Origin of the sequence: Geobacillus subterraneus (assembly GCF_001618685.1) — a bacterium.
GTDB classification, from domain to species: Bacteria; Bacillota; Bacilli; order Bacillales; family Anoxybacillaceae; genus Geobacillus; species Geobacillus subterraneus.
The window spans coordinates 3,143,639-3,156,513 of record NZ_CP014342.1; the positions used below are offsets into that span (position 1 = coordinate 3,143,639).

Genomic DNA, 12,875 nt, shown 5'->3' on the forward strand with positions numbered 1-12,875 from the left:
CATTCACTCCATTTAGCGATTTTTTTACGAAAAATACTGCCAGCACGTGCTGGCAGTCATCCGCTGCATGAACGTCATTCCGTTGTTATACGGCTTGGGCGTTCGCTGCTGCCTGATGTTCCGCTTCCTCTGCGACTTGAAGCAGCAAGGCGGCTAGTTCGTCCCGCGTCTCGCACTCGTTGATGGCATTGCGGATTTTCGCTGCACCGCGAATGCCTTTTAAATACCAAGCGGCGTGCTTGCGCATTTCTTTGACAGCGATATACTCGCCCTTGAGAGCAATTAAACGATCCAAATGCAGCAGGCAGACATCAATTTTTTCTCTCGGCGTCGGTTCGGGGATGAGTTCTCCCGTTTCTAAATAACGAACGGTGCGGTAAATCATCCACGGGTTGCCGAGCGCCGCCCGTCCGATCATCACACCGTCCACCCCGGTTTCTTCGAGCATCCGCTTGGCGTCTTGCGGCGTTTTGACATCGCCGTTGCCGATGACCGGGATGTTGACCGCTTCTTTCACTTGTTTGATGATGTTCCAATCTGCTTTTCCTTCATACATTTGCACCCTTGTCCGCCCGTGGACAGCGACGGCTTTGCCGCCAGCGCGCTCGACCGCTTGGGCGTTTTCGACGGCGTAAATATGGTGCTCGTCCCAACCGATGCGCATTTTGACCGTGACTGGTTTTTCGACGGCCTCGACAATGGCGGCGACGACGTCATAAATTTTATTCGGGTCAAGAAGCCATTTTGCCCCGGCGTCACAATTTGTAATTTTCGGGACTGGGCAACCCATGTTAATGTCGATAATATCGGCATTCGTATTTTTATCGACAAATTTCGCCGCTTTGACAAGCGTTTCTTTTTCGCCCCCAAAAATTTGCAGGCTGAGCGGCTTTTCCCGCTCATCGATATATAACATATTTAACGTCTTTTCATTGTTGTATACGATTCCTTTGTCGCTCACCATCTCTGCGCACACGAGTCCAGCGCCGAACTCTTTGACAGTCAAGCGGAACGCCGAATTGCATACGCCTGCCATCGGGGCAAGCACGACGCGATTTTTAATCTCAACATCGCCAATGCGAAACATAGAAACGCCTCCTTTCTACTTGTTCGATTCCATTTTCGGCGGTGTCAGTTCCTCAACCGATATATTTAACCGTTCAGCGATTTGCCCGACGAGCGAATCGGACGGCATCCGGTTTCCCCGTTCAATTTCACCAAGGATTGAGACAGAAATGCCGAGTTCCTTAGCCAGCTTTTCTTGTGTATATCCTTTCAGCTTTCGAAAAGCGCGAATACGTCTTCCCCATCTTTCTGCTTCCATACGCGAACTCCTTCTTTGTCGGGTAGTCGATCAATGATGTCTGTCAACGGCTCGGAAATGTTCGGTATTGCTAAATGGGAATTGATTTCGAGCAACGGGATAAGAACAAACGCCCGCTCCGCCATGCGCGGATGCGGAATGACAAGTTGCTCTGTTTCAATATTTTCATGATTATACAGCAAAATGTCAAGGTCTAACGTGCGCGGCCCCCAGCGAATTTCCCTTTTCCTTCCAAATTCTCGTTCGATTTGTTGTGTTACGTCAAACAAAGCAAACGGCGACAACGTCGTCGCCACCTCGACTACCATGTTTAAAAACTTATCCTGGTGGACGTAGCCGACCGGATCCGTTTCATAGATGGATGAGCTTGATTTTACAGAAATTCCCTCATAATAATGGAGTGCTTCAATGGCCGAACGTAAATAATAGACACGATCCCCTAAGTTAGAACCTAGGGCAATATACGCAATGTTTTCCATTTAACGCCCCCTAACGATTTCAACGGCCACGTGCCCGTAATGTCCGCGGATCGGTGGATTCGGCTTCGTCACCCTCACGGCACAGCGCTGAACGACAAGGAAAGCGGTGAGCAGCTCGTCCGCGATCGCCTCAGCCACCGCCTCAATTAAAGCAAATGTCCGCTCCTCAACAATCGCCCGGCAGCGCTCGTACACATCCGCGTAATTGACCGTATGCTCAAGACAGTCGCTCCGTCCGGCTGGCCGCAAATCAAGCTCCAGCGTCACGTCAACCACAAACCGCTGACCGAGGACGTGTTCTTCGGGAAGCACTCCATGATAGCCATAAAACTCCATCTCTCGCACATAGATTTTATCGATGGCTGCTCTCCCCCTTCCCGAGCATCGCATCCATCATTTTCGCCATGCGGGCGATCGGCAATACGTCATGAACGCGGACGATATGCGCTCCCTTCACGATGCCAAGGCAAACGGTGGCTCCCGTACCTTCAACCCGCTCTTCAACGGGCACGTCAAGCACATGACCGATAAACCGTTTGCGCGACGTTCCGAGCAAAAGCGGGTAGCCGAGGGCGGCAAACTCATCGAGACGCCGCATCACTTCCAGATTGTGTTCGAACGTTTTCGCAAACCCGACGCCTGGGTCTAAAATGATGTTTTCCTCTTTCACCCCCGCCTGTTTGGCAATGCGAATGCTTTCCTCCAGATCGGCGATCATATCGGGAATCAAATCGCGGTATGCCATGTCGTGGCGATTGTGCATTAAAATGATCGGCACCCCGTACGAGGCAGCAACATGAGCCATATCCGGATCAGCTTTAGCCCCCCAAACGTCGTTGATGATGTGCGCCCCAGCTTCGATGGCCTGCCGCGCCACCTCAGCTTTATATGTGTCAACAGAGATCGGCACATTCACCTCATTGGCAATCGCTCTTACCGCTGGGATGACGCGCCGCAACTCTTCGTCAAGCGGCACGGGATCCGCTCCTGGACGGGTTGACTCGCCGCCGATGTCAATGATGTCCGCTCCCTCCGCCACAAGCCGTTTCGCATGCTCGACCGCTTTCTCTACCTCGCAAAATCGGCCGCCGTCGGAAAATGAATCAGGCGTGACGTTGACAATGCCCATGATCAATGTTTTTTTGTCTAAATCGAACTCGTGCCCGCGGCATTTGAGCACATGTGAACGCGTCATTGTGATCATCATCGGTTCATCCTTTCTGCCAATTCATTCCTCGTCCATAATGTGTCGGTAAAGCGGCGGTAATGGCGTTGCAGCGTACAGGTTACCGAACCGTTTTTCCCAAGGTAAACGCGATGGCCGACGCGGTGAAGCGGCACAATTTCCTGCAGCGAGTTGGTGATCAACACCTCGTCGGCTTCGTACAAATCGGAAAGCGGATAAATCCCCTCTTCAACCGGGATGTTCAACTCGTGGAGCAAAGCGATCACGAATTGCCTCGTGACACCGTTTAATATGCCGACAGAGGGCGCTGGAGTGTAAACGACGCCGCCTTTTACCCAAAAAATATTGGAGACGATGCCTTCCGCCACCGCCCCTTCATGGTTTAAAAAGATGCCTTCTGCATGGGGACGATGGCCAAGCTCCCACTTCCCAATCATATTGTTTAAATAATGGTGCGATTTTAACCGTTCATGGCCCTCAGGGCTATTCCGCCTCGCGGCTAACACGACCCCTTCTTTCCCTTCCCGAGGAGCGGGCGGCGGCAGCGGCTTCATGTAGACGATGACGGTCGGGCACAAATACCGTTCGGCCGACAAGCCGAGATCACCCACACCGGCGGACACATCAAAACGCACATAAGCGTCGCGCAATCCATTTGCCTCGAGCAACCGCTCGATGATCTTCACTGCCTCAGCGCGGCTGAACTGCCTGTCGATGCGGAGTTCAGATAGACCGCGGTTCAGCCGTTCTAAATGGTCGTCAAGCAAAAACGGATGGCCACCGTACGTGCGAAACGTTTCAAACAAACCGAGCCCATACAAAAAGCCATGATCAAACGCCGAGAGAAGCGCTTCCTCACGCGGGACAATGTTGCCGTTGACATATACGTACATATGCCCGTCACGCCTTTTTGTACGTGTCAATAAAGTTTTTCAACAGCTGCATGCCGTGGCTGGTCATAATCGATTCCGGGTGGAACTGCACTCCTTCAATTGGCAATGTTTTATGACGAATGGCCATCACTTCGCCTTCGTCCGTCCAAGCGGAAACAACAAAGCAATGAGGGAGTGTTTCTTTCTCCACGATGAGAGAATGGTAGCGGGTCGCCGTAAACGGGTTCGGCACGCCGCGGAAAATCGTTTCCCCGTCATGGTAAACGGACGACGTTTTTCCATGCATGAGCCTTGGAGCGCGGATAACGCGGCCGCCAAACGCTTGGGCGATCGCCTGATGGCCAAGACAGACGCCGAAAATTGGTATTTTTCCAGCAAAGTGGGCGATGGCTTCTAGGCTGACGCCCGCTTCATTCGGCGTGCAAGGGCCTGGAGAAATCATCAGAAAATCGGGACGGAGCCGCTCAATCTCGGCGACGGTGATTTCATCATTGCGTTTGACAAACAATTCCTCACCTAGAACACCTAAATATTGCACTAAATTGTACGTAAAGGAATCATAATTATCAATCATCACGATCATCATTCTCACCTCATGCTCGAAAATAATATCTCCGCTTCGCTCAGCTCTTTTGCCCTCCAAAGGGCCGCCGCCTTTTTCAAACATTCCTTGTATTCATGCTCCGGGTTGGAATCGATGACAATGCCTGCCCCTGCTTGTACATGCGCCAGCCCGTCTTTGACGACCATCGTCCGGATGGCGATGTTCAGCTCCATGTTGCCTTGAAAATCGATCCAGCCGATGGAGCCGGTGTACAAGCCGCGCCGAACTGGCTCCAGTTCTTCGATAATTTCCATCGTCCGCACTTTCGGGGCACCAGTAATCGTCCCGCCCGGAAACATGGCGCGAATCACGGCAAACGCATCGTGTTCTGGGGCGAGTGTGCCGGAAATGTGTGACACGATATGCATCACGTGCGAATATCGTTCGACCGTCATCCACTCGTCGACACGGACTGTCCCATATGCACAGACGCGCCCGAGATCGTTTCGTTCAAGATCGACGAGCATGGCATGTTCGGCCCGCTCCTTTTCACTGGCGAGCAGCTTGCGGGCAATTTGCTCATCCTCCGCCTCCGTCCGACCGCGCGACCGTGTGCCAGCGATCGGCCGCGTTTCCAAACGGTCTCCTTGCTTGCGGACAAGCAGCTCCGGCGAACCGCTCACAACTTGGCATTCCGGAGCTTGCAAATATGCCATATACGGTGACGGGTTAATGGCACGCAACTGCTTATAGATGGCAAACGGGTGAGTGAAGAGCGGCTGAGATTGGCGCACCGACAAGTTGACTTGGAACACATCGCCTTGGGCAATGTACTGCTGTACGCGCCGGACCGCCTCAATAAACTGCCGCCTCGTCATCGAAACGGACGGAACGGCTGCCGAAGCTGCGGGCGGCCAGCTTGGCGATTCATTCTGCTCCTCAAGCCACATCCGCTCATACGCATCAAGCCGGCGGATGGCATCGCTTTCCTCGCCGTCTCCGGCATGGACGATCAAGTGAAGCTGCTGTTTTTGATGGTCGTAAATCACCACATCATCAAACAGCCAAAAATACATAGACGGCAGCTGCAAATCGTCGCGGGCAAGCTCCGGAAGCCGTTCCATGTAACGGACGGCGTCATAACTGATATAGCCGATCAATCCGCCCTGGCAGGGCAACGGCTCGCCCTCATCCGGCACGGAAAAACGTGAAAACCATTGTTGCAGCAACTCAAGTGGCGGCCCGTCCAACATGGTTTCTTTTCCGCAATCAGTGATGGATAGCCGCTGCTTAGTCGCACGGATGATCCCGCTCGGGTTGAGGCCGATAATGCTATATCTCCCCCCTTGGCCGCTCTCCAGCAGCACGTGATGCGGTCGGCCGTACGCCAGCTGTTCATACTGGCGAAACCAATCCCGTCCACGATAACCGATTGTCCGCCTCAGCTGCCTTCGCCGTTGTTCCATCTTGGTCAGCTCCTTATGATGTTCATGGTTATTCTTATTGTACAATGAGTGGCCGCTCATATCACTATCGCTACATAAAAAAGTTCGACAGGGTTGCCCCTGCCGAAAAACGTTGCTTAGTCTTCGAATTGGTAAAGCGGCGTGCTCAAGTAACGTTCTCCGTTGCTCGGGATGATGGCCAGCACTTTTTTCCCTTTGCCGAGCTCTTTCGCCACTTTCAATGCCGCGTGAATGGCAGCACCGGACGAAATGCCGCCAAGAATGCCTTCCTCGCGAGCCGCACGGCGGGCCGCCGCAAACGCTTCTTCCGTTGTTACCGTAATGACGCCGTCGTAAATGCTTGTATCTAAAATATCTGGAACAAATCCGGCTCCGATTCCTTGGATTTTATGCGGACCCGGTTTGCCGCCGGACAAGACTGGCGAGTCGGCCGGCTCAACGGCGTAAATTTTAATGTTCGGGTATGTTTCGCGCAACACTTGGCCAGCTCCCGTAATCGTTCCACCTGTACCGATGCCGGCAACAAACGCATCGAGCTGGCCGCCCATTTGCTCGACGATTTCTTTCCCGGTCGTCAGGCGGTGGATTTCCGGGTTCGCTTCGTTTTTGAACTGCTGCGGCATAAAGTAGCCGTGCTCACGGACGAGTTCTTCCGCTTTCTCGATTGCCCCGCGCATTCCTTGCGCGCCCGGCGTGAGCACCAGCTCTGCGCCGTACGCCCGCAGTAAGTTGCGGCGCTCCAAACTCATCGTATCCGGCATGACCAATACCGCTTTATATCCCTTCGCTGCTGCGACCATTGCCAGACCGATTCCCGTGTTGCCGCTCGTCGGCTCAACGATCGTATCGCCCGGTTTCAGTTTTCCTTCCTTTTCCGCTGCTTCAATCATGGCCAGCGCGATCCGGTCTTTGACACTGCTTCCCGGGTTCATAAACTCGAGCTTCACGTAGACATCGGCGCTGTCTTCATCGACGATGCGGTTCAGCTTCACGGCCGGTGTATCGCCGATCAGTTCCGTTATAGAGTTGACTGTGCGTGCCATGGTTCCACCCCTAATCCCGATTAATTTTATCGAATTTGTTTCCAATGTATCAGTTATTGGCGTAATTGTCAATCATTTTAATGTTTTCATCCTTTTTCGGCGAGTTGCTTGAGCTGTTCCAGCTCTTCTTTCGCGAAATGGTACGTCTCGTTGCAAAAATGGCACGAAGCTTCCGCCTGCCCTTCTTGATCGATAATGTCCTGAATTTCCGCCGGCCCTAGGCTGACGAGGGCATCGGCGATCCGCTCGCGCGAACAGCGGCAGACGAATGCAACCGGCATCGTCTCAAGGACGCGGACGCCTCCATCTCCTAAAATTTGTTCTACAATTTGTTCCGGACTCAGTCCGTTTTCAATCATGCGCGACACAGGAGGAATTTGTTTTAACCGCTCTTCAATGCGGGTGATCGTTGTTTCTTCCGTCCCTGGCATGAGCTGAATGATGAATCCTCCGGCGGCCCGGATCGTATAGTCCCGATTAACGAGCACGCCGACGCCGACGGATGATGGAATTTGTTCAGACGAGACAAAATAATACGTAAAGTCATCGCCAAGCTCTCCGGAGATCAGCGGCACTTGTCCGGTGAAAAAGTCGCGCAGCCCGAGGTCTTTCACGACGGTGAGCATCCCGTTTTTGCCGACCGCCCGCGCGACATCGAGCTTCCCATGCTCGTTCAGCTCAAAATGGACATGCGGGTTGGTCACATACCCACGCACTTCCCCTTTAGCGTTGCTGTCGACTAAAATGACACCGATTGGCCCGCCGCCATCAATTTTAATCGTCAACGTTTCCTCGCCTTTTAGCATCGCCCCCATCATGACGCCCGCCGTCAGCGCCCGGCCAAGCGCAGCCGATGCAGTCGGCCACGTCTCGTGTCGCCGCTGCGCTTCCGCGACCGTCTCTGTCGTTCTTGTTGCATACGCCCTCACTTGTCCATCATAAGCGAGCGCTTTCACTAAGTAATCTCCCATGTTCATCAAGCCTTTCATCCTTTTTTCTCCGTATTCTTCTCGTACAACAGCTTCAGGCCGGTCAACGTTAAAAACGGATCAACGACATCAATAACGTCCGACTCGCCGGCAATGAGCGGCGCTAGGCCACCGGTCGCGATCACTTTCGGCGGAACTTTGCTTTTCGCCTTCATTCGCGAAACGATGCCTTCCACCTGTCCGACATAGCCGTATAAAATGCCCGCTTGCATGGCGCTGACCGTATTTTTGCCAACAATATCGTCCGGGCGGGCAATTTCAATGCGCGGCAATTTCGCCGCCCGCGCAAACAACGCCTCTGTCGAAATCATAATTCCCGGGGCAATGGCTCCCCCCATATATTGTTTATGTTCATTAATATAACAATACGTCGTCGCTGTCCCGAAGTCGACAATGATGAGCGGGCTGCCGTATAAGTGAATGCCGGCAACCGCATTGACAATTCGGTCGGCGCCGACTTCACGCGGATTTTCATATTTAATGTCAAGCCCGGTTTTAATGCCTGGCCCGACAATAAGCGGTTTAATATGGAAATATTTTAAACACATGCGTTCAAGGGCAAACATGATCGGCGGCACTACGGAAGAGATGATCATGCCATGGATGTCGGAAAACTGCAGGCCGACATGATTCAAAAGCGCTTTGATCGTCATGCCGTACTCGTCTTCCGTTTTCGCCCGGCTTGTCTCAATGCGCCAATGGTACTTTAACTCATCGCCATCATAAACCCCTAATACAGTATTTGTATTGCCCACGTCCAACACAAAAATCATGGCCTCATTCCCCACTTTTCCTCAATAAATTCCTTTCTTTATCATATCATACCTTATTTTGTTGCGGGGGAAAAACCGGCGGCCCGTCCCCAGGCCATGGCAAAAAAAGAGGGCATCCCGAAGATAACAGGACACCCTTTTTGATCACGATCTATACGCACTGAACACTTTTGCAAAGCCATATCTTGTATCTTTCTTGGAGAAAGGCGACCTTTTCGTTCAGCCCTTAATTACTCCTCTTTCTTTTGGATGTTCACTTTTACATCGCTGTCGCCTCTGCCGATTTCGCTGCGCCCTTTGCGATCCGGCGGCAGCGTGCCGTGCTCGAACAAATGCTTGATTTGTTCGGCATCAAGCGTCTCGACTTCTAACAGCGTCGTGGCGATTAAATCCAATTTGTCCCGATGCTGCGTTAAAATCTGTTTCGCCTTATCGTAACACTCTTTAATGATGCGTTGAATCTCCAAGTCAATTTCATAGGCGATTTTATCGCTATAGTTTTGCTCGTTATGCAAGTCGCGGCCTAAAAACACTTGCCCGCCCGGCTGGCCAAATTGAAGCGGACCAAGTTTTTCGCTCATCCCGAATTCCGTCACCATCCGGCGCGCAATGTTCGTCGCCCGCTGAAAGTCGTTATGAGCCCCTGTGCTCACTTCATTGAACACAATTTCCTCGGCGACGCGCCCGCCGAGCAGCCCCGTGATTTTATCCATCAGTTCCGCTTTAGTCATAAAGTAACGGTCCTCTTTCGGCAGCATCACCGCATAGCCGCCGGCCTGGCCGCGCGGGACGATCGTCACTTTATGCACCATTTCGGCGTCGGCAAGCACCATGCCGATGACCGTATGTCCCGCCTCATGAAAGGCAACAATGCGCCGCTCTTTTTCCGAGATGACGCGGCTTTTTTTCGCCGGCCCGGCAATCACCCGATCCGTCGCTTCGTCGATATCGCTCATATCGATTTTCTTTTTGTTGCGGCGCGCTGCTACAAGCGCCGCTTCGTTCAGCAAGTTCTCCAAATCGGCGCCGGAAAATCCCGGTGTCCGCATGGCGATCGCCTTTAAGTCAACGGATTCATCAAGCGGTTTGTTGCGGGCATGCACGCGCAATACTGCCTCGCGCCCTTTTACATCCGGCCGGTCGACAGTGATTTGCCGGTCGAAACGGCCCGGGCGCAACAACGCTGGGTCTAAAATATCCGGACGGTTCGTCGCTGCAATAATAATGATCCCTTCATTCCCGTTAAAGCCGTCCATTTCGACAAGCAGCTGGTTGAGCGTCTGCTCGCGCTCATCGTGGCCGCCGCCGAGACCGGCGCCGCGTTGGCGCCCGACAGCGTCAATTTCATCGATAAAAATGATGCACGGGGCATTTTTTTTCGCCGTTTCAAACAAGTCGCGCACGCGCGACGCACCGACCCCAACGAACATTTCCACAAAATCCGACCCGCTGATCGAGAAAAACGGCACGCCTGCTTCCCCGGCGACCGCGCGCGCCAACAGCGTTTTCCCTGTACCCGGCGGCCCGACAAGCAGCACCCCTTTTGGAATGCGGGCGCCGAGTTCCGCGAATTTGCGCGGGTCTTTTAAAAACTCGACAATTTCCACGAGCTCTTCTTTTTCCTCGTCCGCCCCAGCCACGTCACGAAAACGGACTTTCCGCTTGTCATCCGTATATAGCCGCGCCCGGCTTTTGCCGAAATTCATCACTCGGCTGCCGCCGCCTTGCGCTTGATTCAGCAAGAAGAAAAACAAAATAAAAATAATGACAAACGGAATAATGGACGTGAAAAACGTCACCCAGCCGCTCGTTTCATCCGCTGGCATTACTTCCACCCGCGTCCGTGCCGCCGCTGCATCGATGCGATCAAGCACTTTGTCGCTGTTCATCACGTAGGTGGAAAAATATTGCCCTTCATTATATGTTTTCAACTGGCCTCGGATTTCATATACGCCGCGCTCCGGCTTAATGGAAAACGACTCGACGTCCCCGTTTTCCAGATGAGTGATAAACGCATCGTACGTCATCGGCTCGGTCCTCTGATTCGTTCCGTTAAAAAAGCTGACGACGCCGATCACGACGAGGAAAATCAGCAAATAAAAGATGGTGTTACGGAAAATCCGGTTCATTTCTTGCCTCCTCCCATATGAAACACACTATACTCAATACTATCATAGAAATTTGCCTAAATACAAACAATTCGGCCGCCACACAATGACCGGCTTATTTTTGGTACACTTCTGGTTTTAAGACACCGATAAACGGGAGGTTGCGATATTTTTCCGCATAATCGAGACCGTAGCCGACGACGAACTCATCCGGGACAATAAATCCGGTGTAGTCCGCTTGGATATCAGCCTTACGTCCAGACGGCTTGTCAAGGAGGGTGACGATTTTGATCGAATTCGCCTTCCGGTAACGGAATAAATCGACTAGATAGCTGAGCGTCAACCCGCTGTCAATAATATCTTCAATGATCAAAATGTCGCGACCTTCGACAGATGTATTTAAGTCTTTCACAATTTTTACTTCCCCAGATGAAACGGTCGCATTCCCGTAGCTCGAAACATCCATAAAATCCATTTCCAAATATGTATCAATATGTTTCAACAAATCGGCCATAAATGGCATCGCCCCTTTGAGAACGCCAACGGCGAGCGGAAAACGGCCGTCATACTCCTTTGTTAATATGCCGCCTAGCTCTTTTACTTTTTCCTGAATTTCTTCCTCGGTGATTAGCACTTTCTGGATATCGTCTTTCATCCCCATCTTTTTGCCTCCTAGCTGTTCATCGCCTGATAGCGCAGTAAAATATAGCGGGCTTGCCCGCGCTCCCCGGCTTCAAACGCCGATTTTTTCAATCCGGGCACCCAAAGGATGCGGCCGTCAGCATCTTCCACAATCGGCCAACAATCCCTTTCCATCCGTGGAATTTTCGCCTCAATGAAAACCTCTTTAATTTTTTTCGTCCCTCCCGTCCCCTTGAGCACCATCCGGTCACCGGTGCGGCGTGTCCGTACGTGAAGCGGAAGAGAAACCGCAGCAGGGTCAACCACAAACACATCATTTCCTAGCTGCTTTCTCGGATAGTGTTCCCTAAATTCACTCACGATTGCGTAACCGTTTGGGAGAGGCAATAGCGCCGGAACCGGCAGCTCCAGCCAGTAGCCTTGAGCGCAGCGTTGCAGGCCAAACGTAAACAAACAATGGTCGTACGAACGAATCACTTTCAACCCTTTTGGTAAATCGAGCATTCCGGAAGGACGGCCGCGCTCACAAAGCATCAGTATATGGTCGATATGCACGGAAGTCAACATCGGCGGAATGTCCCCGTAAAGGCGGAGAAGCAGCCGCTGCAACGCCCGGCGCTGCAGCGGCCGCGGCAACGCTAAGAACGGAGCAATGTGCAACACAGCATCGCTATTTTGTTTTTCCATTACTTTATTCAGCGCGTCCGTTGCTAATTCCTCCAAAAATTGTTCATCTTCCGCCATGATTTCGCTATATTGCTGAAATCGTTCATGCAAGCGCGGATTCTCCTGTTTTAACAGCGGCACAATATGATGGCGGAACCGGTTGCGCGTATAATCGTCTTTCTCATTGCTTGGGTCCCGGCGCGGGGTCAGCCCTTCTTTTTCACAGTAGTCTTCAATTTCCGCCCGGCTGACGGCCAAAAACGGGCGGATGAGATAGCTGCCATGAAACGGCCGCTTGACGGGAATGCCCGCATACCCTTTGCTTGTGCTGCCGCGCACAAGCCGCATTAAAATCGTCTCGACTTGATCATCGCCATGATGGCCTAAAGCGACATATTGCGCTTGATATTTTTTCACCAATTCAGCGAAAAAGCCATATCGGCAATTCCGCGCCGCCTCTTGGGCGCCGAGGCCCGTGCGCCGCTGAAAGGCCGGAACGTCGATTTGCACCGCTTCACATAAAATACGGTGCTCGGCGCAAAAACGTTTCACAAATTCCATCTCTTCTTCCGATTCCCGCCCGCGGAACATATGGTCAACATGGGCCGCCACGAGCTGAAGCTTCCACTCCTCCCGAAGCGAACAGAAGAAGTGCAAAAGCGCAAGCGAATCTGGTCCTCCGGAAACACCGACAATGACCGTCGCCCCTTCCGTAAGCAGCTTATGCCTATCAATAAAGGCGCACACTTTATCCATCATTCA

14 protein-coding genes are annotated in these 12,875 nt (G+C 52.5%); all 14 read right to left on the reverse strand.

Annotated features, from left to right (window positions below):
• Positions 1-85: 85 nt before the first annotated feature.
• Positions 86-1,087, reverse strand: a complete 1,002-nt coding sequence (gene dusB / locus GS3922_RS15330) for a tRNA dihydrouridine synthase DusB (protein ID WP_063167022.1) — start codon at positions 1,085-1,087, stop codon at positions 86-88.
• Between the two features lie 15 nt (positions 1,088-1,102).
• Positions 1,103-1,324 (reverse strand): helix-turn-helix domain-containing protein, encoded by a 222-nt coding sequence (locus tag GS3922_RS15335; RefSeq protein WP_063167023.1) that lies wholly within the window; start codon positions 1,322-1,324, stop codon positions 1,103-1,105.
• Positions 1,276-1,803, reverse strand: a complete 528-nt coding sequence (gene folK / locus GS3922_RS15340; RefSeq protein WP_063167024.1) for a 2-amino-4-hydroxy-6-hydroxymethyldihydropteridine diphosphokinase — start codon at positions 1,801-1,803, stop codon at positions 1,276-1,278. The genes GS3922_RS15335 and folK overlap by 49 nt, the downstream gene beginning before the upstream one ends.
• Complete coding sequence (gene folB / locus GS3922_RS15345) at positions 1,804-2,139, reverse strand: dihydroneopterin aldolase (RefSeq protein ID WP_335339605.1); 336 nt, start codon at positions 2,137-2,139, stop codon at positions 1,804-1,806.
• 16 nt (positions 2,140-2,155) lie between these two features.
• On the reverse strand, positions 2,156-3,010 hold the full coding sequence (folP, locus tag GS3922_RS15350; RefSeq protein WP_063167026.1) for a dihydropteroate synthase: 855 nt from the start codon (positions 3,008-3,010) through the stop codon (positions 2,156-2,158).
• Positions 3,007-3,882 carry an aminodeoxychorismate lyase gene (gene pabC / locus GS3922_RS15355; RefSeq protein WP_063167027.1) on the reverse strand — a complete coding sequence of 292 codons (876 nt, stop codon included), beginning with the start codon at positions 3,880-3,882 and terminating at the stop codon, positions 3,007-3,009. The genes folP and pabC overlap by 4 nt, the downstream gene beginning before the upstream one ends.
• Positions 3,883-3,889: 7 nt before the next feature.
• On the reverse strand, positions 3,890-4,465 hold the full coding sequence (gene pabA / locus GS3922_RS15360; protein WP_063167433.1) for an aminodeoxychorismate/anthranilate synthase component II: 576 nt from the start codon (positions 4,463-4,465) through the stop codon (positions 3,890-3,892).
• A 5-nt stretch (positions 4,466-4,470) separates the two neighbouring features.
• Positions 4,471-5,892 carry an aminodeoxychorismate synthase, component I gene (pabB, locus tag GS3922_RS15365; protein WP_063167028.1) on the reverse strand — a complete coding sequence of 474 codons (1,422 nt, stop codon included), beginning with the start codon at positions 5,890-5,892 and terminating at the stop codon, positions 4,471-4,473.
• A gap of 116 nt (positions 5,893-6,008) precedes the next feature.
• Entirely contained in the window at positions 6,009-6,935 is a 927-nt protein-coding gene (gene cysK / locus GS3922_RS15370; RefSeq protein ID WP_063167029.1) for a cysteine synthase A, read from the reverse strand.
• A gap of 86 nt (positions 6,936-7,021) precedes the next feature.
• A complete protein-coding gene (gene hslO / locus GS3922_RS15375; RefSeq protein WP_063167434.1) occupies positions 7,022-7,906 on the reverse strand; it encodes an Hsp33 family molecular chaperone HslO in 885 nt (294 codons plus the stop codon).
• Between the two features lie 14 nt (positions 7,907-7,920).
• Positions 7,921-8,697 carry a type III pantothenate kinase gene (locus tag GS3922_RS15380; RefSeq protein ID WP_063167030.1) on the reverse strand — a complete coding sequence of 259 codons (777 nt, stop codon included), beginning with the start codon at positions 8,695-8,697 and terminating at the stop codon, positions 7,921-7,923.
• A gap of 230 nt (positions 8,698-8,927) precedes the next feature.
• Complete coding sequence (ftsH, locus tag GS3922_RS15385) at positions 8,928-10,826, reverse strand: ATP-dependent zinc metalloprotease FtsH (protein ID WP_063167031.1); 1,899 nt, start codon at positions 10,824-10,826, stop codon at positions 8,928-8,930.
• A gap of 94 nt (positions 10,827-10,920) precedes the next feature.
• Entirely contained in the window at positions 10,921-11,466 is a 546-nt protein-coding gene (gene hpt, locus GS3922_RS15390; protein ID WP_063167032.1) for a hypoxanthine phosphoribosyltransferase, read from the reverse strand.
• Between the two features lie 11 nt (positions 11,467-11,477).
• Complete coding sequence (tilS, locus tag GS3922_RS15395) at positions 11,478-12,872, reverse strand: tRNA lysidine(34) synthetase TilS (protein WP_063167033.1); 1,395 nt, start codon at positions 12,870-12,872, stop codon at positions 11,478-11,480.
• Positions 12,873-12,875 lie beyond the last annotated feature (3 nt).